Source organism: Pseudoalteromonas sp. Of7M-16, assembly GCF_022347805.1.
Lineage (GTDB): Bacteria > Pseudomonadota > Gammaproteobacteria > Enterobacterales > Alteromonadaceae > Pseudoalteromonas > Pseudoalteromonas luteoviolacea_F.
This window is the reverse complement of sequence record NZ_JAKRFY010000005.1, coordinates 32,442-54,991: the sequence shown is the minus strand read 5'-3', so window position 1 is coordinate 54,991 and position 22,550 is coordinate 32,442. Positions and strand designations below refer to the sequence as shown.

Below are 22,550 nucleotides of genomic sequence, written 5' to 3'. Positions count from 1 at the left end.
ATGGAAATTTTCGTAAAAAAGCCAATCTTGGCGATTGTCTTATCTGTCGTCATTTTATTAAGCGGTCTACTCGCCGCGACTAAAATTTCCGTTTCTCAGTTTCCTAAGATTGAGAGCACCTCACTGGTTATTTCTACTCAATATAGTGGTGTATCAGCGCAAACCGTGCAAGGGTTTGTAACTGATCCCATTGAACGGGTCGCGATGACGGTTCCTGGCGTTGATTTTGTTGACTCGACTACCATTGCAGGCTCATCTACGGTAACAGCGTGGCTTAAACTGAATCAAAATAGCACAGACGCAATGGCTGAACTCAATTCAAGGCTTAGCCAAATAAAGTTTGAGCTTCCAGAAGGCGCGGAAGACCCAGCTGTTACCGTTTCTCGAGTCGACAGACCCGGTGCAACCTTTTATTTAGATGTTGAAGCACCTAATCTGAGCCGAGCTGAACTCACTGACTTTCTTAGTCGTAAAATCACGCCATTACTATCGGGTATTAATGGTGTTCAAAAAGTAGATTTAGAAGGGGCAAGAAACCCGGCGATGAGAGTGTGGCTAGACCCGATAAAAATGGCCGCATTTAACATTGGCAGTAATGAAGTATATGAAGCGATGAAAAGCAATAACGTAGTCGCTTCGTTAGGTCGTGCGAAAAATAATGCTCATGAGATAGATTTCTTAAGCAATGCAACCATGAAAACGGTTAATGATTTTGAAATGATGATCATTAAAAAGTTTGATGGCGGATTCATTCGGTTAATTGATATAGCGAGGGTAGAGAAAGGAGAAGATAGGGGCAGGGTAGATGCTCGAATAAACCAACGCCAAACCATTTACCTGTCTGTTTATCCGTTGCCGGGGGCGAATGAAATCGAAATCGGTGATGCGCTGTATGCACAGTTGGAGCAAATTAATGCAAGTTTACCGCAAGGCATCAAAATCAATATTAGCTTTGACGGTACACTTTATATGCGAGATGCCTTGCAGGAAATTTTTACAACCTTGCTGGAAACTGTGGTGCTTGTCGGTATTGTTATTCTGTTTCTTATGGGATCTTTTCGCTCGGCGATTGTTCCTTTAGTGACGATACCCATTTCAATTCTAGGCAGTATTGCTGTGATTTTAGCGATGGGCTTTTCACTTAATTTACTGACGATTTTAGCGATTGTTCTCTCTGTGGGACTGGTCGTTGACGATGCCATCGTAGTTGTTGAAAATGTTGCCAGACACATGCGTCAAGGCAAATCTCGTCTCGCAGCTGCGCTGATAAGTTCCAAAGAGCTATTTTCACCAATCGTAGCAATGACAATAACTTTGGCCGTAGTGTATGCGCCAATTGGCTTTGTCTCGGGCCTCACGGGCGCTTTGTTTAAAGAGTTTGCATTTACCTTGGCAATCGCTGTTTTCATTTCCGGTATTGTTGCGGTCACTTTATCTCCCGTAATGAGCGCATTTGTGCTCAAAGAAGGCGGTGCAGAGAGTAATTTCACCAAACGGGTAAACCAGTTTTTTGACAGACTCGGATTGATGTATGCCAAGGCATTAAAAGTAAGCTTTAGGTATAAAGTACAAATCGTTTTCGCATCAATTGTCTTGAGCACTTTGATGGTGCCATTTTATTTGTACTCGGCAAAAGAGTTAGCGCCTGTTGAAGATCAAAGTTCAGTATACATTGTCTCGGATGCACCTCCCGCTTCTACGTTGGCTTATGGTACTGAATATATGTCTAAAGCCGTTGATACTTTGAGTCAAAACCAAGGGGTTGAAGCTATTTGGCAAATTATACGCCCAGGTAATGCATTCAGTGGTATCAACTTTGTTGATTTTGAACAAAGGGATGAGTCAGTTCAATCGATGTTACCGACAATATACGGGCAGTTATCTCAGGTTTCTGGTATTAAAGTATTTCCTGTTTTGCCCATGCCTTTACCAACTGCTGGACAGTTTGATGTGGAGCTAGTGGTGCAATCTCAAGATAGTTATGAAGAAATGTTGAATTATGCGTATCAATTGGTTGGCGCGGCATATGAAACGAACATGTTTCTTTTTGTAGATACTGATTTAAAAGTGGATCGTTTGCTGGCACATTTTGAATTTAATCATCAACAAATGGCTGATTTGGGGTTGGATGTATCAAATGTTGTCAATCAAGTGTCATCTTTACTTTCTGAGCAGGCGGTGAATCGCTTTGATGCTGACGGTAGGGCATACCGTGTCATACCTATGGTTGAACATAAAGACCGCCGTTTCGCTGAAGCTGCTTTGGGACTACATATAAAACTTCCCAGCGGTGATTTGATCCAGTTGAGTTCAATTGCGGCGCTTAAAGAGGCGGTTGGGCCAAGACAAATGGGGAAATTTAATCAGCAAAATGCATTTAGAATTCTTGGCGGAGTGGCGCCCGGGGTGACGGCTGAGCAGGCACTTCAAGCGCTTGAAGAACAAGCTCGAAATATATTACCCGATGGGTATTCGCTAAATTATGCTGGAAACAGTCGTCAGCTTAGAAAGCAAGGCAATAGCTTTTTAGCGACATTGAGCGTCGCCATTCTAGTGGTCTACTTGGTACTAGCTGTGCAATTTAACAGTTTTAGATCGCCATTGGTGATTTTATTGGGGTCAGTGCCGTTAGCGATCTCTGGCGCTATGTCATTTAGCTTTTTCAATCTAACAAGTATGAATATCTACGCCCAGATTGGACTTATTACATTGGTTGGTTTAATCGCAAAAAATGGCATCTTGATCACAGAGTTTGCAAATGAATTATTGTCGCAAGGAAAGTCCAAGAGTGAGGCGATTATTGAAGGAGCTGTGGTTAGATTGAGGCCAATCATGATGACAACCGCAGCGACCGTGTTGGGTCATTTTCCTCTGGTGTTGGTTTCTGGAGCCGGTGCCGAAGCAAGAAACAGTATAGGGATTATTTTAGTTGCTGGTATGTTGATAGGCACAGTGTTCACGCTATTTGTGCTACCGACGGTTTATATGTTGCTTGCAAAAAACGCTCAGCAGATAAAAAGTGAAAACAATCAACTTCTCACAGCGGATAATTAATCGTGATGGTCAGGTAAAATAAGTACTTTGCATCTCTTTTACCTGACCGTTGTCGTATTATATCTGACTAGCATGTCTGCAATCGCCTTCTCTAAACCATATCGCAATATAATAGTGTTTTATTTGAGCTTACATCTACGCTGTAATTTATTAAGACCTTCAAATTAATTTCGAATTATTTTACTAGGTATTACAGAGTCGCCATATTTGACTGTGTTACGACTCAGTTAGTGTCCGTGTTTTTCTCTAGCTTTTTGCTCTTGTAGCTAAAAGTTATTTTAAGTGCTTGACCTCAACTTAACTTCAGGTTTTAGAGTTGCATTACACGGTTTGAGGCATGTAGGGCTTTAAAGAATTGCTACTTAAATCGATAACTAATGATTAATTAATGAGGGCTTTAAATGAATATACTGGCATTTGGTGCAAGCAATAGTAAAAAATCAATAAATCAAAAACTGGCTTTCTATGCGGCTTCACAAGTAAGTGGCGCGTCTATTTCTCTCATCGATCTCAATGACTATGAAATGCCAATTTATAGTGAAGATAGAGAGAAGGAGTCTGGTATACCCGAGCTCGCAACTTGCTTTTACAACAAAATAGCAGAGGCCGACTTAATTGTGGTTTCATTCGCAGAATATAATAGTTCTTATACTGCCGCTTATAAAAACTTGCTTGACTGGACATCGAGAGTTGGCATGCATATTTTTCAGCAAAAGCAGGTGCTCATGCTGGCCACATCACCGGGTGCTGGAGGGGCAAAAAGAGTGTTATCATCAGCACAATCTTCAGCTAGTAGCTTCAGTGCTAACCTTATTGGCGCAATATCTCTTCCTAGTTTTTATGACAATTTTGATTTGGAAACAAACACGGTCACGAGTGATGAGTTTAATACTCAGTTATTAAATTCGTTTAAGAGTAATGACATTGAGCCTATCAGTTTAAGCCAGATCCAGTAATAAAGCAGAGGTATACCCATGAATAGTGAATTACTAGCAAAGTATTTTAATAGAATTAACCTTAAAACTGACGCGATTGTGGATATTGATTCGCTTTTCCATATTCATCAATTACAACATGAGTTCATTCCTTTTGAGAACCTCGACATTATTGATGGTAAATCCATAGACTTATCAAATGAGCATGTATTTAAAAAGCTTGTGGACAAGCAGCGGGGAGGATACTGCTATGAATTAAATGGCTTGTTATACCAAGTATTAAAGACCATTGGTTTTGAGGTGACGCAAGCATTAGGTAGAGTTCATTTGTCAGATAAGCCTACAGGTCGTGGGCACCTTGTCAATTTAGTGTCAATAGATGGCCAGCAATGGGTTGTTGATGCAGGATTTGGTGCTAATACACCGAGAAAGCCATTACCTTTGATATTTGATCAGGAGTTTGATACCGACAAACAAGTTTTTCGATTTGTCAAAGACACTACTTTTGGTGTGATGCTACAAAGTAAAATTGAAGATGGCTGGCAAAATCTTTACAGCCTTGACATGAGCTATGTCTGTGAGGGAGATATTGAGTATGGCAATCACTTTGCTTCTACCGGTTCTAGCTCTCTATTTACATCGAATATAGTGATGGTAAAACGTACAAAATATGGGAAAAACATATTATTTAATAATAGGTTAAAAATTGACACGCAAGACGAAACCATAGAGACAATATTGGACAGTGAGCAGCTGTTTAATCAAGCTTTGAAAGAGCATTTTGGCATCAAAAAGAAGGTTGCTTACGAAAAAATAGCTGGTTACGTCAATTGGGCTGAATAATTTAGAGCGATTAATATTGTGTTGGATCTGATGTAATGGGTTGATTGCTGAAGTGAGAGTGAAAGCAGTGTCTTTTTTGACAAAAAAGCCCAGCAATAACTGGGCTTTTATTATTTTAAAGCTTGTTAAATCTTACAAGCGCCGCCTTCGCAGCCATCATCTTCTGGCTCAGGCTTTAACTCATCTTGTGCATCGGCTGCACCATCGCGAGTATTGTGGTAGTAAAGAGTTTTAACACCAAGCTTGTATGCTGTTAGTAAGTCTTTTAGCAACAACTTCATTGGCACCTTACCGCCGTCAAACTTAGTTGGATCATAGTTTGTATTTGCAGAAATAGTTTGGTCGACAAACTTTTGCATAATACCAACTAGACCAAGGTAGCCATCATTTGAAGGGATATCCCATAGCAATTCATATTGGTCTTTAAGCTTTTCGTACTCAGGTACAACTTGCTTTAAGATACCATCTTTACTTGCTTTTACGCTGATATGGCCTCGAGGTGGTTCAATACCATTCGTTGCGTTAGAGATTTGAGAAGAGGTCTCTGAAGGCATCAATGCTGATAGCGTAGAGTTTCTCATACCATATTCTTGGATACTTGCTCTTAGCGAATCCCAATCAAGGTGTAACGGCTCATCACAAATTGCATCGATGTCTTTTTTGTATGTATCGATTGGCATAATACCTTGTGAATACGTCGTTTCATTGAACTTAGGACAAGCACCGCGCTCTTTTGCAAGTTCGTTTGAAGCTTTCATTAAGTAATACTGTATTGCTTCAAATGTTTTGTGTGTCAGGCCATTTGCGCTGCCGTCTGAGTACTTTTTACCATTTTTAGCAAGGTAGTAAGCGAAGTTGATAACACCAATACCTAGCGTACGACGTCCCATTGTTGCAGTGTGAGCTGCTGGTACTGGGTAATCTTGGAAATCAAGCAGGTTATCAAGTGCACGTACCGCTAGCTCAGCGAGTTCTTCAAGCTCTGAAAGATCGTTAATCGCGCCTAAGTTAAATGCAGACAAGGTACAAAGTGCGATTTCGCCTTCTGCATCATTTACATTGTTTAGAGGCTTAGTCGGAAGTGCTATTTCTAAACATAAGTTTGATTGACGGATTGGCGCAACTTTTGAGTCAAACGGGCTGTGTGTATTACAGTGGTCAACATTCTGTAAGTAAATACGACCTGTACTTGCACGCTCTTGTGCGAACATTGAAAACAGCTCAATCGCTTTGATGCGTTTTTTACGAATAGATTCGTCTTGCTCATACTTTAGGTATAGCTCTTCGAATAGTGCTTGATCTTCGAAGAATGCATCATACAACCCCGGTGTATCAGAAGGGCTGAATAGGGTAATGTAGTCATCTTTTAATAGACGCGTGTACATTGTTTTGTTGAATTGCACACCATAGTCTAAATGGCGAACACGGTTTTCTTCAACACCACGGTTATTTTTCAGAACAAGTAGGTTTTCTACTTCTAAATGCCACAATGGGTAGAAAAGGGTCGCAGCACCACCACGCACACCGCCTTGTGAACAGCTTTTAACGGCTGTTTGGAAGTGCTTGTAGAATGGAATACAGCCAGTATGGAAAGCTTCACCGTTGCGAATAGGGCTACCTAGTGCACGAATACGACCGGCATTAACACCAATACCAGCTCGCTGACTCACATACTTTACGATTGCAGAAGAGGTCGCGTTGATTGAATCTAAGCTATCATCACATTCGATTAGTACACATGAGCTAAACTGACGCGTTGGTGTACGCACACCTGCCATGATAGGCGTTGGCAATGAAATTTTGAATTGTGAAACTGCATCGTAAAAACGCTTAATATAGTCTAGACGAGTCTCTTTTTCATAATCTGAGAATAGGCTTGCTGCAACTAGCATGTATAGAAACTGCGCGCTCTCATAAATCTCACCAGTTACTCGGTTTTGTACCAAGTATTTACCTTCAAGTTGTTTAACCGCTGCGTAACTGAATGTCATATCACGGCTGTGGTCGAGATACTCATTTAATTCGTGAAGCTCTTCGCGGGTGTAGTCTTTCAATAGGTGTTCGTCGTAGCGCTTATCTTCAACCAACTTGGCTACATGATCATATAAATGTGGTGGCTCAAATTGACCGTAAGCTTTCTTTCTTAAATGGAACACTGCAAGACGTGCTGCTAGATATTGATAATCTGGCGTATCTTTTGAAATTAAATCAGCAGCTGCTTTAATGATTGTTTCATGGATATCTTCAGTACGGATCCCATCGTAAAATTGGATATGAGACTTCAATTCCACTTGAGAGACTGAAACATTGTCTAGGCCTTCGGCAGCCCAAGTTATCACACGATGGATTTTATCTAAATCAAGCGGCTCTTTACGACCGTTTCTTTTACTGACAGATAATTGTTGGTTCATAAGCTATGCCTGTATTCCCAAATTCTTATATTGGCTAGGAAATCACCACTAGATATGGTGCCTATTTGAAAGTGCATCACAAGATAGTGTGGTTATTTGTATTTTGCAATAGAACAACTTCACTCAAATTGTGGATAACATTGGGATAAAATTAGCGTGTTAGTGTTTACTAACCTTCTGTTATCCACGAAGTCTGCGTGCGTAAAAAAATCAACGTTAGTTCGGCAATTTTTGTCTTTTTTTAACAAAAAAACTGAATGATTTTTTTATGTTCAATTTATTGCCCAACTAAGTGTAAGACACAATATGTAGTGTCTCAAATTTAAATTTTTCACTATATGTGCGAAATTAACTCATTTGGTTGCTTTAAGTTTAACTCGGCTTGCCAGGAAAGTGCTTCGTCAAGAGAAGGAATGAACCCCCATAAAGCTGTGACTGAGCGCATCTTTGCTGCTTTAGCTGCTTCGATATCACGTTGTGCATCACCTACATAAGTACACTGTGTTGCCGTAACACCAAGTTTTTTAGCAGCATATAGCAGTGGTTCAGGGTGGGGTTTGGCGACTTTTAACGTATCTCCACACACAACTGCTTTAATATCTTTTAATGCATCTATTTTTGCAAGAAGTGGGAAAGTCAAAAACTCAGGCTTGTTTGTTACTATACCAACAGCGATATCTTGCGCATAGAGCGATTTTAGCATATCGGTAATACCGTCAAAGCAATGGCTGTGAACAGAAATATTTTGTTCATAATAGTCTAAAACTTGCTTCCTTAATGAGGCAAAGTCGTAGTCGACCAACTTGTCTTTAAAGCCTACTTCTAACAGGGCTTTTACCCCATTAGAGATTGCCGGACTATATTCATTTTTGGGTAAAGTCGGTAATCCGTGCTCTTTGAGCACGTGATTTAACGCAGCCCCGAGGTCGTCACTGGTATCTAATAGCGTACCATCTAAATCGAACAGAACGGCTTTGGTCATGCTAATTTCTCAAAGTGAAGTAGGTAGTTAACACTGACGTCTTTAGTAAGCGTAAATGTCTTAGTAAATGGGTTATAACTGATACCAGCTGCATTACGCACTTTTAAACCATGTTCTTCGGCCCAGCCAATTAGCGTCGACGGTCGAATGAATTTGTTGTGATCATGCGTACCTTCAGGAACCATTTTTAATACTTTTTCGGCCGCGACCACTGCAAGTAAGTAGGCTTTGTGTGTTTTATTTAACGTAGAGAAAAAGACACTGGCACCTGGTTTTGCTGCCTGTGCAACGGCGCCAATAATCGCAGCTGGGTCAGGCACGTGTTCAAGCATTTCCATACAAGTAACTACATCAAACTCTTCTGTATGCTGCTGTGCAAATACTTCGGCAGGGATCTTCTGGTAGTCCACATCTACGCCGCTTTCAAGACTGTGCAACTTGGCAACGTTTAATGGCTCTTGACCCATATCAATGCCAGTGGCTTGTGCCCCAAGCTTTGCCATGCTTTCTGTCAGGATCCCACCTCCGCAACCGACATCTAGTACTTTTTTAGAAAACAAGCCTGTGCTTTTGTCATTAATAAAGTCCAATCTCAATGGGTTGATGTCATGTAGCGGTTTAAATTCTCCCTCGGTATCCCACCATCGCTCGGCGATTTCTTCAAATTTTGCGATTTCTTGGTGATCTACATTTTGATGTTCGGTCATAAAAAGCTTCCTCGTTTATCTGGGCGCATTGTATTGGCTATTTATAAAAATACCAGACATTTTACGACTGCAAATTGAATTTAACTGTGTTACTATCGGCAGCCGAATAAATAATAACTTAACCCTTTGTTGCTAATAGTTTGACACAAAAGGGCAAGACTCTGAAGGAAAGTGGTATCAAATGACTGATCTCGCCAATGAAATCCTCCCGGTCAATATTGAAGATGAATTGAAAAATTCATACCTAGATTACGCGATGAGCGTAATTGTAGGGCGTGCATTGCCAGACGTACGTGACGGACTAAAACCAGTTCACCGTCGTGTACTTTTCGCAATGAACGAGCTACGTAATGACTGGAATAAACCTTATAAAAAATCAGCTCGTGTAGTCGGTGACGTCATCGGTAAATACCACCCTCATGGTGATAGTGCGGTATACGATACTATCGTACGTATGGCTCAGCCGTTTTCGTTGCGCTATATGTTGGTAGACGGTCAAGGTAACTTCGGTTCTGTAGATGGTGACTCAGCTGCGGCAATGCGTTATACCGAAGTACGTATGGCTAAAATGTCTCACGAACTACTTGCTGACTTAGAGAAAGAAACTGTTGATTATGTGCCAAACTACGATGGCACTGAGCAAATTCCTGATGTATTACCGACCAAGGTTCCAAACCTATTGGTAAATGGTTCATCGGGTATTGCAGTTGGTATGGCGACAAATATTCCGCCACACAATCTAACTGAAGTTATCAATGGCTGTTTGGCTATTATTCAAAACCCAGATCTCACCATTGAAGAGCTAATGGAATATATCCCAGGCCCAGATTTCCCAACAGCGGCAATCATTAGTGGTAAAAAAGGGATTGAGCAAGCTTATAAAACGGGTCGTGGTAAAGTTTACATCCGTGCTCGTGCTGAAATTGAGACGGACGAAAAAACGGGCAAAGAAACAATTATTGTCCATGAGATCCCTTATCAGGTTAACAAAGCTCGCCTTATTGAAAAAATTGCCGAGTTAGTAAAAGATAAAAAAGTCGAAGGCATCAGTGCGTTACGTGATGAGTCTGATAAAGACGGAATGCGTATCGTCATTGAGATCAAGCGAGGAGAAGTGGGTGAGGTTGTATTAAATAACCTATACGCTCAAACGCAGCTTCAAACTGTGTTCGGTATGAACATGGTTGCGCTAGACAATAACCAGCCTAAGTGTTTCAACTTGAAAGAAATGCTAGAGGCGTTTGTTATCCACCGCCGCGAAGTTGTCACACGTCGTACTGTATTTGACTTGCGTAAAGCTAGAGACAGAGCACATACACTTGAAGGCTTGGCAATCGCCCTTGCGAATATAGATCCTATTATCGAACTTATTCGAAAGTCACCAACTCCATCAGAGGCTAAGGCTGCGTTAACTTCACGCGCATGGGAGCTAGGTTCAGTAGCACCAATGTTAGAGCGTGCTGGCGAGCAAAATGTTGCTAGACCTGACTGGTTAGCGGATGAACTTGGTATTAGAGATGGTCAGTACTACCTATCCGAGCAACAGGCACAAGCAATTCTAGACTTACGTTTACATAAGCTAACCGGTCTAGAGCATGAGAAGATCTTAGGTGAGTACCAAGAACTTCTTGATGTGATTGCTGAGCTACTATTTATTCTTTCTTCACCAGAGCGTCTAATGGAAGTAATCCGTGACGAATTGGTTGAAATTAAAGAAGTATATGGCGATGAACGCCGGACAGAAATCACAGCAGCCGCTCATGACATCAGCTTAGAAGACCTGATTAATGAAGAAGACGTTGTAGTAACACTTTCACACGAAGGGTATGTAAAATACCAGCCATTATCAGACTACGAAGCACAGCGCCGTGGTGGTAAAGGTAAAGCGGCAACTAAGATGAAAGATGAAGACTTTATCGAGCGTCTACTTGTTGCCAATACCCATGACACGATATTGTGCTTCTCGACAGCTGGCCGACTATATTGGCTAAAAGTTTATCAACTACCATTGGCGTCACGTCAAGCACGTGGTAAGCCGATAGTAAACTTATTGCCATTGGAAGCTGACGAGCGAATTACAACAATTCTTCCAGTTCGAGAGTACGAAGAAGACAAATATGTCTTGATGGCAACGGCAAATGGCACAGTTAAGAAGACACCATTGACTGCGTACAGTCGACAACGTGCAAGTGGTATCATTGCAATCAACCTTAATGAAGGTGATAACCTAATTGGTGCAGATATCACTGATGGCAGTAATGACATCATGCTATTTACTGATCACGGTAAGGTTGTGCGTTTCAATGAAAAGTTACGCGATTCTGAGACTGGTGAAGTGAAACTTGACCCTGAAACGGGTGAAGAAATGTTAGCCTTGCGTCCAATGGGTCGTACTGCGACAGGTGTTCGCGGCATCAAGATGCCTGATGGCGTGAAAGTTGTATCTTTAATTGTGCCGAAAAATGATGGTGCAATTTTGACTGTAACAGAAAATGGTTATGGTAAGCGCACACCACTTGACGAGTACCCTGCTAAGAGTCGTGCAACACAAGGTGTTGTATCGATCAAAGTAACTGAACGTAATGGTAACGTGGTTGGTGCAGTACAAGTAGAAGATAACAATGAGATTATGCTTATCTCTAACCGTGGTACTTTGGTTAGAACACGCGTAAATGAAGTCTCTACAGTCGGTCGTAACACGCAAGGTGTTATTTTGATCCGTACTATAGAAGACGAACAAGTTGTTGGGCTTCAGCGCATCGAAGAAATTGAAGTAGATGACATTGATGATGCAGTTGTAGATGATGCAACTGGCGAAGAAGCACCACCAAGTGCACCAGAACAAGATTCTGAATAATACAAAAGCGGCTTAGGCCGCTTTTTTATTAAAAAAATTCAACCAACCAAGATGATTTAGTCCAGAATTTTGTTTTATCTGACTCCGTATTTGATGTAAATTCATAGATTGAAAATTTTATTTCCGTGTCGCGTTGTACAAACTTTATTTGTGTTGTTTGAGCGATACGTTTTATTTGGAATGAGGAAAATATGACTGTTTATAACTTTTGTGCAGGTCCTGCTATGTTGCCACCCGCCGTCATGGAGAAAGCGCAAGCTGAGTTCATTAACTGGCAGGGGTTGGGCGTATCTGTTATGGAGATCAGCCACCGTTCAAAGCCATTTTTAAAACTGGCAGAAGAATGTGAAGCGAGCCTGAGAAGATTAATGAATATCTCGGATGAATTTGAAGTGCTATTTATGCATGGTGGTGGTAGAGGGCACTTCTCTGCTGTACCTTTGAATCTGCATTTAGATAGTGCGCCAGGCGTGTATGTAGAAAATGGTATTTGGTCTGTGGGTGCGACCAAAGAGGGCGCTAAATTTACACAAGTAGAATCAGTTGATATTCGCACCGACAAAGATGGTCAATTTGATATTTTACCAGTTTCAGAATGGTCACTACCACAAAACGCATCATTTATTCATTATTGCCCGAATGAAACCATCGATGGTATCGAAATATTTGAAGTGCCTAAACATCCTACAGCGCCGATTGTTGCCGATATGTCTTCAATGATTCTCTCTCGCGAAATCAACGTAGATGACTTTGATTTGATTTATGCTGGTGCACAAAAAAATATTGGTCCTTCTGGTTTAAGTATCGCAATTATTCGCAAGACGTTATTAGAAAGAGAAGGCCTGCCAAAGCCTGCAATTTTAGATTATGCCATCGAAGCAAAGCAAAATAGCATGTACAACACACCCCCAACTTATGCTTGGTATTTAGCTGCCGAAGTATTTAAGTATCTTGAGTCTATAGGCGGTGTGCCTGCGATGGAGAAACATAATAAGGAAAAAGCAGCGCTTCTATACGACTATATTGATAGCTCTGATTTTTACTACAACAAAGTGGCAGAGTCTTGTCGTTCATTGATGAACGTCCCATTTTGGTTAAAAGATGATGCATTAAATGACAGCTTCCTACAGCAAGCTGAACAAAACGGCTTAATGGCACTTGAAGGCCACAGATTTGTAGGTGGTATGCGTGCAAGCATCTACAACGCTATGCCAAAAGAAGGTATTGAAGCACTTATTGCATTTATGGAAAAGTTTGCCAAGGAGCATAGTTGATGGAACAGTTACCTTTAAAACCAATTAAGAAAGTGTCTGGTTCAGTTACATTACCTGGCTCAAAAAGTTTATCAAACCGTATATTATTGCTCGCAGCCTTGTGTGACGGCGTCACTGAGGTGCGAAATCTACTGGATAGTGACGATATTCGTCATATGCTCGCAGCACTTGACGTCATGGGTGTTAAAGTCGAACTAAACGACGACAAAACGGTTGCACTGGTGCACGGTAATGGCGGACAGTTTAAAACGCCATCTGAACCTTTATTTTTAGGTAACGCAGGCACTGCATTTCGACCTTTAACAGCGGTTTTGGCGGCGACACAAGGTAAGTTCACGCTTACGGGTGAGCCGAGAATGGAAGAGCGCCCAATTGGTCACCTTGTAGATGCTTTGGATGCACTAGGAGCTGATGTTACTTATCTTAAAAATGAGCACTACCCACCACTAGATATCACAGGCAAAAAGCTGCAAGGCGGAACAGTTGAAATTGACGGTAGTATCTCAAGTCAATTTTTAACTGCTTTGTTGATGGCTGCGCCGATATTTGACGGAGACAGTGAAATTAAAATCTCTGGAGAGTTGGTCTCTAAGCCATATATTGATATTACGCTTGGTGTTATGAAGCAATTCGGTGTGGTCGTTGAGCACGATGACTACCAAATTTTTTATGTCAAAGGACAGCAAGGTTATACATCGCCTAAAAGTATAATGGTTGAAGGCGATGCGTCGTCTGCTTCTTACTTTGTTGCAGCTGCTGCTATTGCCGGTGGTGAAATCGAGATCAATGGCGTTGGTAAATCGAGTGTACAAGGTGATATTGGCTTCGCAAAAGTCATGGAACAAGTGGGTGCAAAAATTGAATGGTTTGACGAGAAGCTTATTGTCAAAAAGGGCCAGTTAATAGGGGTGGATATTGATGCAAATGCGATCCCAGATGCGGCAATGACACTTGCGACAGTGGCATTATTTGCAGAAGGTAAAACTGCCATTCGAAATATTTACAACTGGCGAGTTAAAGAAACTGACCGATTGTATGCCATGGCCACAGAACTTCGTAAAGTCGGCGCTGAAGTTGTTGAAGGCGAGGATTTTATTGAAATTACGCCGCCAGAAGAGTTTAAACTTGCTGAGATCGACACTTATAACGATCATCGAATCGCAATGTGCTTTTCGATGGTGTCTGTGGGTGGGCAACCCGTTACCATTAACGACCCAGGTTGTACTGCTAAAACTTTCCCGACCTACTTTGACGTATTGGCATCAATTTCACATCACTAATATTTCTGCAAAAAGAGCGTGTTTCTTACACGCTCTCATACCTATAAAAGATACAAATCCGACAATAGAACAAAAAGTTACATGTTGATAAGGATCTATTCAGCAAACTTGCGTATAATGGGCGCCGATTTATATAAGGTGTGCATTTCAGGAGGTTTTAATGCAGGCTGCAATGCCCGTAATCACCGTAGACGGCCCAAGCGGTTCTGGCAAAGGGACTGTTTGTCGCTTGTTGGCTGAGAAACTAAATTGGGATGTATTAGATAGTGGCGCAATTTATCGCGTGTTATCTATTGCAGTGTTACATCATCAAATCGCTCTGGATAATGAAGAAGCGCTTGTGCCACTGGCTGCGAATCTGGATGTCCAATTTGTGATTGATAGTGCGTCAAAGAAGTCTAAAATCGTACTAGAAGGTGAAGATGTAACGAACACTATTCGAAATGAAGAAGTAGGTGCCACAGCTTCTAAAATTGCAATGCTTCCACGCGTTAGGGAAGCGCTCCTTCGCAGGCAGCGTGCGTTCAGAACAGAAAACGGCCTTATCGCAGATGGCCGAGATATGGGTACCGTTGTTTTTCCATCAGCTGAATTAAAAATTTATCTCACAGCGAGTGCCGAAGAACGAGCTAAGAGACGCTTTAATGAGTTGAAGGAAAAAGGCCTTGATGTTACAATTGAGGGCCTTTTAGAAGATATTAAAGCACGTGATGAGCGAGATATGAATAGAAAGGTGGCGCCGCTAGTGCCAGCTGATGATGCTATTCATATTGATACCACGACTTTAGATGCCGACCAAGTGTACCAGCAAGTACTTAAACTTGTTGATGAAGCTGTATTGGCAGGTAAACTTCCAAAAGTTAGCTAATTTTTCATAGCACTGGCAAGGCTGCCGGTGTTTTTTTAACTACCCCATGCAGCATGGTTGCTTATTGGTACATTTATATATGAGACGTATTTAGTATGTCAGAAAATTTTGCGCAGTTATTTGAAGAAAGCCTAAAGGGTTTTGAAGCAGAGCAAGGCTCTATCGTTAAAGGTACTGTTATCTCAATCGAGAACAACATCGTTCTTGTTGATGCTGGCCTTAAGTCTGAAAGTGCAATCCCTGCAGAGCAATTCAAAAATGCTGCTGGTGAACTAGAAGTTGCTGTAGGCGACGAAGTAGACGTAGCACTAGACGCAATCGAAGACGGTTTCGGTGAAACTATCCTTTCTCGTGAGAAAGCGAAGCGTCACGAAGCTTGGATCCGTCTTGAGAAAGCATGTGAAGACCAAGAGACTGTTATCGGTGTTATCAACGGTAAAGTTAAAGGTGGTTTCACTGTTGAAGTTGATTCAATCCGTGCTTTCCTACCTGGTTCACTTGTTGATGTTCGTCCTGTACGTGACACTGCTCACCTTGAAGGTAAAGAGCTTGAGTTCAAAGTAATCAAGCTTGACCAGAAGCGTAACAACGTTGTTGTTTCTCGTCGTGCAGTTATCGAATCTGAGAACTCACAAGAGCGTGAAGAACTTCTTGCTAACCTTGTTGAAGGTCAAGAAGTTAAAGGTATCGTTAAGAACCTTACAGACTACGGTGCATTCGTAGATCTAGGCGGTGTTGACGGTCTACTTCACATCACTGATATGGCTTGGAAGCGTGTTAAGCACCCATCTGAGATCGTAAATGTTGGTGACGAAATCGCTGTTAAAGTACTTAAATTCGACAAAGAGAAGACTCGTGTTTCTCTAGGTCTTAAGCAACTTGGCGAAGATCCTTGGGCAGCAATCGCTGGTCGTTACCCAGAAGGCGCTAAGCTTACTGGTCGCGTAACTAACCTAACTGATTACGGTTGTTTCGTTGAGATCGAAGAAGGCGTTGAAGGTCTAGTACACGTTTCTGAAATGGACTGGACTAACAAGAACATCCACCCTTCAAAAGTTGTTTCACTAGGTGATACTGTTGAAGTAATGGTTCTTGAAATTGACGAAGAGCGTCGTCGTATTTCTCTTGGTCTTAAGCAGTGTAAAGCTAACCCTTGGCAGGAATTTGCTCGTCTACAGAACAAAGGCGACCAAGTTACTGGTAAGATCAAGTCAATCACTGACTTCGGTATCTTCATCGGTCTTGACGGCGGCATCGACGGTCTTGTACACCTTTCTGACATCTCTTGGAACACTCCAGGTGAAGAAGCTGTACGTGAGTACAAGAAAGGCGACGAGATCACTGCAATCGTTCTTCAAGTTGACCCAGAGCGTGAGCGTATCTCACTAGGCGTTAAGCAAATCGAAGCAGATCCTTTCAATAACTACCTAGACGCAAACAAAAAAGGTGCTATTGTTAAAGGTAAAGTGACTGAAGTTGACGCGAAAGGCGCAACTGTAGAGCTTGTTGAAGGTGTTGAAGGTTACATCCGTGTAGCTGACATCGCTCAAGAGCGCGTTGAAGATGCAACTTCTGTTGTTTCTGCAGGTGACGAAATTGAAGCTAAATTTGTTGGTGTTGACCGTAAGAATCGTGCGATCAGCCTATCAGTTAAAGCTATCTTCGAAGCTGAAGAGAAAGAAGCGCTAGAGAAGCTGAAGAAAGAAGAGCCAGCATTCGAAAATGCAATGGCAGCAGCTTTCAAAAATGCTCAAAAAGACTAATTTTTAAGTCTAATCAAGAAGGGCACTTTAGCCCTTCTTTTTTTATTTAAAGGAAACGTTATGACAAAGTCTGAATTAATAGAAAAACTTGCTGAACAGCATGCACATGTTCCTGTAAAAGACGTAGAAAATGCAGTAAAAGAAGTTTTAGAACAAATGGCGGGTTCACTATCTGGCTCTGATAGAATTGAAATCCGTGGCTTTGGCAGTTTCTCTCTGCACTATCGCTCACCAAGAACTGGTCGCAACCCTAAAACAGGCGAAACGGTTGAACTAGACGGTAAGTACGTGCCACATTTTAAGCCTGGTAAAGAATTAAGAGATCGCGTTAACGCCAGTCTCGAAGGGTAATTGGAGTACCTAGTTTGGTTCGAGTTGTAAAAAAGGGACTACTTTTGGTGTTGCTTTTAGTGGCGTTTGTAGTAGGCACACAAAATCCGAATGTTGTTGAAGTAAACTTTATCGTTGCAAGTGCCGAAATGCCGTTAGCGACACTACTGAGCTTATGTCTATTTACAGGTATAATTCTTGGTGTTTTGTTTAACTTAGGCTCAATAGTAAGGTTAAAACGAAAGAATAGTCAGTTACATAAAACAAACAACTTATTATTGAATAAAGATCAAAGCCAGCCATGATCGAGCTTTTGTTCTTGCTGCTTCCTGTTGCTGCCGCTTACGGTTATGTAATGGGGAAGAACAGTGCTAAAAACTTAGCACATGAGCAAAATAGAAAAATCACATCCGAATATAGTAAAGGCCTGAAATTCTTGCTCGACCGAGAAGAAGATCAGGGTCTTGAGCATTTAATTAAATTATTAGAAGTATCCGCAGACTCCGTCGAGCACTACCTCACCTTAGCTACGCTATTTAGAAAACGCGGTGAACTGGATAGAGCAATTAAAATCCATGAACTTCTTATTGAGCAGCCCAATTTAGACATTGAGCTGGTTAAGTCATGTCGGCTTGAACTCGCAAAAGATTATATAATGGCGGGCTTGTTAGACGGAGCTGAATCAAATTTAGTTGTTTTGGTTAAAGCGGGTTTTGAAGAAGCTTTGGAACCGACTATTCAGCTGTACTCGCAAACACGGGACTGGCAAAAAGGCGTGAATATGTATGAGGCGTATTCAGAGCTTTTTAGCGATAAGGCAAGCTGCGCTGCGATAGCAAACTTTTATTGTGAAGTTGCCCTTGAGTCTAATGATACCCAATATTTAGAAAGGGCAACCAAACTTAATCATCAGGCGATCAGGCCGCTTTATGAACTAGGTTTGGATGCGCATGGGCGCCAAGACAATGTTAAAGCCATTTATTATTGGCGAAAATTAACCTCAGAGTTTCCACAAATTGCACCTCTTGTTATTCATGATCTTCAATCTTGCTATGTATCCTTAAATATTTCAGATGATTTTTATGGGTTGATTGAAGAGCTACTACCTAACGCTGGTGTCACAATAAAAATAAAACACTGTCAGGGGTTAGTTGAATCAGGAAGAGTAGCCGAAGCGATAGAGTTTTTGACTGATAGCTTGAAAAGAGAACCCTCAATTAGAGGCTTCAGCTATTTACTACAGTTATTGAGTTCCAAAAATGTAAAAATGCAAGATGTGCTAGAAGAGATAGATCATCTAGTGACATCTTATATATCCACAAAACCTGACTATCAGTGTAATAAATGTGGCTTTACGAGCCATAAACTATACTGGTTATGCCCATCTTGTAAGACATGGGAGTCAGTTGTACCAAGTCGAGGTTTAGATGGATATTAATATTGTATGTGATTCTTTTAAAAGAAAATTAAGGTAATTATGTCAAATATTGAACTGAAAAAAGTGCTAATTGCATTGGATTATGATGACGAAAATGCAGCGTTAGCGTTTGTGTCTCAGCTTTCTCCAAACGAGTGTAGACTAAAAGTAGGTAAGGAGATGTTTACTTATTTTGGACCTCAGTTTGTTAAAAAGCTGGTAGATCTTGGATTTGACGTATTTCTAGACCTGAAGTTCCACGACATTCCGAATACGGTTGCCAAGGCTGTGACTGCGGCTGCAGAGTTGGGCGTATGGATGGTTAACGTGCATGCAAGTGGTGGCACTGAAATGATGAGTAAAGCGAAAGAAGCTTTGAACATATATGGTGAAAAAGCGCCATTACTTATCGCCGTAACCGTGCTGACCAGTATGGATCAAGCTCAGCTGGATAAGCTTGGAATTGATAAAACACCGCAAGAGCAAGTGCTTTATCTAGCAAAGCTTGCTAAAGAGTCGGGATTAGATGGCGTTGTTTGTTCTGCTCAAGAAGCTGAATCTCTCAAGGCTGAGCTAGGTAACGAGTTTAAGTTGGTCACGCCAGGTATTAGGCCAGCAGGCAGTGATGCAGGTGATCAAAAGCGTATTATGACGCCTGCAAAAGCAATTGCCGCAGGCAGTGATTATTTGGTTATTGGCAGACCAATTACTAAAGCAGAAAATCCTGCGCAGGCGCTTCGAGAGATCAACCTGAGCATTGCTTAAACAACATAAGACTTTTGGTTAAGGCTGTCTATAGCCTTAACCCTTTTCCTCGCAATCTCTAACAAGTATGTAAATCTAATCTCCTTGTTGATACGTATATCTCTGTCAAATATTGATTTTATGGGCAGAGTACTAACGCGTCATGAATAATGCACTATATTGGTTTACCGATGATCTAAGGCTTCAAGATAACCTTACATTAAATTCCACTCTATATGCGTGTAAAAACATCCTTTTTATTTATGTGTTTGACCAAGCACTTTTTGAGCCTACCAACTATAGTCATGTCCACCTCGGCCCAAAGCGGCAGCAGTTTATAAAAGACAGCCTAATTGATTTAGCTGAGCAGTTGCAACAATTGGGGTATGAGTTACAAGTGTTTAAAGGGAACTCAAGAGAAGTATTAAATCAAGTAATCTCACAAGCAGATATAGACATAGTGGGCTGTCATGCTGGAGCTGGTTATTATGAACAGGTATTGCTGAGAGATATTAAATCCGATAACGGGGATGTACGCTTTATACATCAGCACAACAACTTGTTGTTTGGCCCTCAGCAGGTAAATGACCAAGACTTAAGAGGCTCTTTTTCGAAATTTAGAAAAAAGGCGGACAAACTGGTTATCTCTGAGTCGTCAGAAGATGTTTTTGCAGATACATTGCCATTGCCCCTAAATTTAAAAGCATTTAATTCAAAAAACTATCAGCTAGAAAGCACAAACTCAACAGACCTGAGCCATTTTTTAGGGGGGGAGCGAGCAGCGCAAAACCACCTTGAAGAATATTTTTTAAAGCCCGCTGCTTCTATATATAAACAGACCCGAAATGCGCTAGATGGAAAATACAATTCAACTAAATTTAGCCCTTATCTTAGCGTTGGCAATCTCTCGCCAAGGCAAATAATTAACCATTTAACTCAGTATGAAAAAGAGAATGGAGCAAATGAATCGACTTATTGGATACGCTTTGAGTTGATGTGGCGAGATTTCTTCCATCATAAAGCTATGCTAAAAGGTGCTATGTTGTTTAAGTTTACAGGCTCGCAAGGGGGGCGGCCTTTGACAAGCTATTACCCACAGCGATTTAAAAGTTGGTGTTGCGGCACAACTCAGTATCCGCTCGTGAACGCCTGTATGAAAGAGTTAAATGAGACTGGGTTCATGTCTAATCGAGGTCGTCAAATAGTTGCTAGCTGTTTGGTCAACGAGCTTCAAGTAGATTGGCGTTATGGCGCAGCGTATTTCCAACAGCAACTGATTGACTATGATGTTGCTTCAAATTGGGGGAATTGGCAGTACATTGCAGGTGTTGGCGATGACCCCAGAGGCGGTAGGCATTTCAATATCGAAAAACAAACTCAGATGTATGATCAAGACGGGTCATTTCAAAAGAAATGGCTCTGTGGATCAAAGCCAAGTTTTGAAAGCGTTGATATGGTAGATTGGCCAGTTATGAGAGCCGAAAATGGGCGTTAACCTAGTGTGGTTAAAGAGAGACTTGCGCCTTAAGGATCATGCAGCATTGTATGAGGCCAGCCAATCGGGCAACCCGATACTACTGTTTTATTGCTTTGAGCCAAGCGCGGTAAAAGATAAGCATACCTCACGTCGTCATCTTAGATTTATTGCACAATCTTTGGAAGACATCGCACACAATATCCCGTCCGAAAGTTTATATTGCGCTTATGGAGAGATCCTTGAAGTGCTAGAGCAGATCAACCAAGAGGTGGGTATAGATGGCTTGTATTCTCATCAGGAGATTGGAGTTGGTTTTACATATGATAGAGATAAGCAAGTCTCACAGTGGTGCGATGAACGCGATATTACTTGGCGCGAATTTCCTCAAGGGGCGGTGACCAGAGGACTGAAAGCACGAGCTTGCTGGGACAAGCATTGGCAACAAGTCATGCGTGGCCCGCTTTACGACGTTAATTGTAGCCAGGTTAACTGGTTTTCAGCTAGCAACCTATTCGATAGGCATGTTGACATAGCACGTTTTAAATATGAAAGCGGTGCAGCTGACTTTCAAAGCGGCGGAGAAACTCAAGCTTGGCATATGATCGACTCTTTTTTTGGCAGTCGGGGAAAAGAGTATGCTTTTTCTTTGTCTAGCCCTGAGAAGTCGCATAAACATTGTTCTAGGCTTTCAGCTCACCTTGCTTGGGGAAATGTGAGCTTGAAACAGGTATACCAATCAGTTTTGGCTAATTGGAAAAAGCCACAATGGCGGCGCTCGCTTGTGGCTTTTGCATCAAGGCTACATTGGCACTGTCACTTCATTCAGAAGTTTGAGAGTGAATGCGAGATGGAGTTTAGATGTGTTAACCGCGCATATGAATGCATGCCTAGGATTGATGGTAATGAAGCCTCCGAGAGGCTTCGTGCTTGGGAAACAGGAACTACAGGCATACCCATGGTTGATGCTTGCATGCGATGCTTAATAAAAACAGGATACTTAAACTTTAGAATGCGAGCCATGTTAGTGAGTTTTTTATGTCACCACTTAGAGCTAGATTGGCGAGCTGGGGTCGCGCATTTGGCAAAGTTATTTTTAGATTTTGAACCGGGGATACACTACAGTCAGTTTCAAATGCAAGCCGGTGTAACCGGGATAAATACGATACGGATCTATAACCCAGTTAAACAGGGTGAAGAAAAAGATCCCGAGGGCATATTTGTCAAAAAATGGGTGCCGGAGCTTGACAATATTCCAGCACCTTTGGTGCATTCGCCTTGGGGATTAACGGACATGGAGCAATTGATGTACGGCATTGAGGTTGGTGTTGATTACCCGTTACCGATAATAAATTTACAAGAAAGTTATACCAAAGCACAAGCCTTGTTATGGCACTGGAAAAATCGAGAAGACGTTAAAAGAGAGTCAAAACGTATTTTGGCGACGCATGTAAGGGAAGGGTGATGCACAAAAAACTGAACTTACCTACAAAAACCTGCCCTGTATGCAAGCGCTCGTTTTCCTGGCGCAAAAAGTGGGCAAGGGATTGGCCGAATGTGAAATATTGTTCGAAACGCTGTGCTTTGAGCCGCGTTAAAGAGAGTTAAAAA

The 22,550-nt window shown here is 41.6% G+C and carries 18 protein-coding genes; 15 read left to right on the top strand and 3 right to left on the bottom strand.

Annotated elements, in window-relative coordinates:
• The 3 genes from MHN81_RS06695 to MHN81_RS06685 all read left to right on the top strand — a co-directional run bounded on the left by MHN81_RS06695 (position 1) and on the right by MHN81_RS06685 (position 4,832).
• Positions 1–3,054 carry an efflux RND transporter permease subunit gene (locus tag MHN81_RS06695; RefSeq protein ID WP_239425353.1) on the top strand — a complete coding sequence of 1,018 codons (3,054 nt, stop codon included), beginning with the start codon at positions 1–3 and terminating at the stop codon, positions 3,052–3,054.
• Between the two features lie 401 nt (positions 3,055–3,455).
• Positions 3,456–4,010, top strand: a complete 555-nt coding sequence (locus MHN81_RS06690) for an NAD(P)H-dependent oxidoreductase (RefSeq protein ID WP_023401693.1) — start codon at positions 3,456–3,458, stop codon at positions 4,008–4,010.
• An 18-nt stretch (positions 4,011–4,028) separates the two neighbouring features.
• Entirely contained in the window at positions 4,029–4,832 is an 804-nt protein-coding gene (locus MHN81_RS06685; protein WP_239425352.1) for an arylamine N-acetyltransferase, read from the top strand.
• 125 nt (positions 4,833–4,957) lie between these two features.
• Here the strand turns inward: MHN81_RS06685 and nrdA are convergent, their stop codons facing one another.
• From nrdA to ubiG, 3 genes are all read right to left on the bottom strand, one after another.
• Positions 4,958–7,243 carry a class 1a ribonucleoside-diphosphate reductase subunit alpha gene (gene nrdA / locus MHN81_RS06680; RefSeq protein WP_023401695.1) on the bottom strand — a complete coding sequence of 762 codons (2,286 nt, stop codon included), beginning with the start codon at positions 7,241–7,243 and terminating at the stop codon, positions 4,958–4,960.
• A 334-nt stretch (positions 7,244–7,577) separates the two neighbouring features.
• Complete coding sequence (locus MHN81_RS06675; protein WP_023401696.1) at positions 7,578–8,225, bottom strand: HAD-IA family hydrolase; 648 nt, start codon at positions 8,223–8,225, stop codon at positions 7,578–7,580.
• Positions 8,222–8,932: a bifunctional 2-polyprenyl-6-hydroxyphenol methylase/3-demethylubiquinol 3-O-methyltransferase UbiG gene (gene ubiG, locus MHN81_RS06670; RefSeq protein ID WP_023401697.1), complete on the bottom strand. Its 711-nt coding sequence runs from the start codon at positions 8,930–8,932 to the stop codon at positions 8,222–8,224. The genes MHN81_RS06675 and ubiG overlap by 4 nt, the downstream gene beginning before the upstream one ends.
• Positions 8,933–9,113: 181 nt before the next feature.
• Between ubiG and gyrA the strand changes: the two genes are divergently transcribed.
• From gyrA to MHN81_RS06610, 12 genes are all read left to right on the top strand, one after another.
• Positions 9,114–11,789 (top strand): DNA gyrase subunit A, encoded by a 2,676-nt coding sequence (gene gyrA, locus MHN81_RS06665; RefSeq protein ID WP_023401698.1) that lies wholly within the window; start codon positions 9,114–9,116, stop codon positions 11,787–11,789.
• Between the two features lie 191 nt (positions 11,790–11,980).
• Entirely contained in the window at positions 11,981–13,063 is a 1,083-nt protein-coding gene (gene serC / locus MHN81_RS06660; RefSeq protein WP_063383347.1) for a 3-phosphoserine/phosphohydroxythreonine transaminase, read from the top strand.
• Complete coding sequence (gene aroA / locus MHN81_RS06655; protein WP_239425351.1) at positions 13,063–14,343, top strand: 3-phosphoshikimate 1-carboxyvinyltransferase; 1,281 nt, start codon at positions 13,063–13,065, stop codon at positions 14,341–14,343. Before serC ends, aroA begins: the two co-directional genes overlap by 1 nt.
• 160 nt (positions 14,344–14,503) lie before the next feature.
• Positions 14,504–15,211, top strand: coding sequence for a (d)CMP kinase (gene cmk, locus MHN81_RS06650; RefSeq protein ID WP_023401702.1), 708 nt, complete (start codon positions 14,504–14,506; stop codon positions 15,209–15,211).
• 95 nt (positions 15,212–15,306) lie between these two features.
• Entirely contained in the window at positions 15,307–16,974 is a 1,668-nt protein-coding gene (gene rpsA, locus MHN81_RS06645; RefSeq protein WP_239425350.1) for a 30S ribosomal protein S1, read from the top strand.
• A 60-nt stretch (positions 16,975–17,034) separates the two neighbouring features.
• Positions 17,035–17,325 carry an integration host factor subunit beta gene (gene ihfB, locus MHN81_RS06640; RefSeq protein ID WP_023401704.1) on the top strand — a complete coding sequence of 97 codons (291 nt, stop codon included), beginning with the start codon at positions 17,035–17,037 and terminating at the stop codon, positions 17,323–17,325.
• 47 nt (positions 17,326–17,372) lie between these two features.
• The gene (locus MHN81_RS06635) at positions 17,373–17,609 is read left to right on the top strand and encodes a LapA family protein (RefSeq protein ID WP_331245862.1); all 237 of its coding nucleotides are present in this window, start codon (positions 17,373–17,375) and stop codon (positions 17,607–17,609) included.
• Complete coding sequence (locus MHN81_RS06630) at positions 17,606–18,742, top strand: lipopolysaccharide assembly protein LapB (protein WP_239425349.1); 1,137 nt, start codon at positions 17,606–17,608, stop codon at positions 18,740–18,742. Before MHN81_RS06635 ends, MHN81_RS06630 begins: the two co-directional genes overlap by 4 nt.
• Positions 18,743–18,781: 39 nt before the next feature.
• Positions 18,782–19,486, top strand: coding sequence for an orotidine-5'-phosphate decarboxylase (gene pyrF / locus MHN81_RS06625; protein ID WP_239425348.1), 705 nt, complete (start codon positions 18,782–18,784; stop codon positions 19,484–19,486).
• Positions 19,487–19,628: 142 nt separating this feature from the next.
• The gene (locus tag MHN81_RS06620) at positions 19,629–20,960 is read left to right on the top strand and encodes a DASH family cryptochrome (protein ID WP_239425347.1); all 1,332 of its coding nucleotides are present in this window, start codon (positions 19,629–19,631) and stop codon (positions 20,958–20,960) included.
• Positions 20,950–22,404, top strand: a complete 1,455-nt coding sequence (locus MHN81_RS06615; protein ID WP_239425346.1) for a deoxyribodipyrimidine photo-lyase — start codon at positions 20,950–20,952, stop codon at positions 22,402–22,404. Before MHN81_RS06620 ends, MHN81_RS06615 begins: the two co-directional genes overlap by 11 nt.
• A complete protein-coding gene (locus tag MHN81_RS06610; protein ID WP_080672666.1) occupies positions 22,401–22,547 on the top strand; it encodes a DUF2256 domain-containing protein in 147 nt (48 codons plus the stop codon). The genes MHN81_RS06615 and MHN81_RS06610 overlap by 4 nt, the downstream gene beginning before the upstream one ends.
• Positions 22,548–22,550: the final 3 nt, after the last annotated feature.

Bases quoted from the DNA above. Each gene is read 5' to 3' on its own strand.
- gyrA (WP_023401698.1), top strand. From the start codon at position 9,114: ATGACTGATCTCGCCAATGAAATCCTCCCGGTCAATATTGAAGATGAA.
- MHN81_RS06620 (WP_239425347.1), top strand. From the start codon at position 19,629: ATGAATAATGCACTATATTGGTTTACCGATGATCTAAGGCTTCAAGAT.
- ihfB (WP_023401704.1), top strand. From the start codon at position 17,035: ATGACAAAGTCTGAATTAATAGAAAAACTTGCTGAACAGCATGCACAT.
- MHN81_RS06675 (WP_023401696.1), bottom strand. From the start codon at position 8,225: ATGACCAAAGCCGTTCTGTTCGATTTAGATGGTACGCTATTAGATACC.
- MHN81_RS06690 (WP_023401693.1), top strand. From the start codon at position 3,456: ATGAATATACTGGCATTTGGTGCAAGCAATAGTAAAAAATCAATAAAT.
- MHN81_RS06615 (WP_239425346.1), top strand. From the start codon at position 20,950: ATGGGCGTTAACCTAGTGTGGTTAAAGAGAGACTTGCGCCTTAAGGAT.
- ubiG (WP_023401697.1), bottom strand. From the start codon at position 8,932: ATGACCGAACATCAAAATGTAGATCACCAAGAAATCGCAAAATTTGAA.
- serC (WP_063383347.1), top strand. From the start codon at position 11,981: ATGACTGTTTATAACTTTTGTGCAGGTCCTGCTATGTTGCCACCCGCC.
- pyrF (WP_239425348.1), top strand. From the start codon at position 18,782: ATGTCAAATATTGAACTGAAAAAAGTGCTAATTGCATTGGATTATGAT.
- cmk (WP_023401702.1), top strand. From the start codon at position 14,504: ATGCAGGCTGCAATGCCCGTAATCACCGTAGACGGCCCAAGCGGTTCT.
- MHN81_RS06630 (WP_239425349.1), top strand. From the start codon at position 17,606: ATGATCGAGCTTTTGTTCTTGCTGCTTCCTGTTGCTGCCGCTTACGGT.
- rpsA (WP_239425350.1), top strand. From the start codon at position 15,307: ATGTCAGAAAATTTTGCGCAGTTATTTGAAGAAAGCCTAAAGGGTTTT.
- MHN81_RS06695 (WP_239425353.1), top strand. From the start codon at position 1: ATGGAAATTTTCGTAAAAAAGCCAATCTTGGCGATTGTCTTATCTGTC.
- nrdA (WP_023401695.1), bottom strand. From the start codon at position 7,243: ATGAACCAACAATTATCTGTCAGTAAAAGAAACGGTCGTAAAGAGCCG.
- aroA (WP_239425351.1), top strand. From the start codon at position 13,063: ATGGAACAGTTACCTTTAAAACCAATTAAGAAAGTGTCTGGTTCAGTT.
- MHN81_RS06685 (WP_239425352.1), top strand. From the start codon at position 4,029: ATGAATAGTGAATTACTAGCAAAGTATTTTAATAGAATTAACCTTAAA.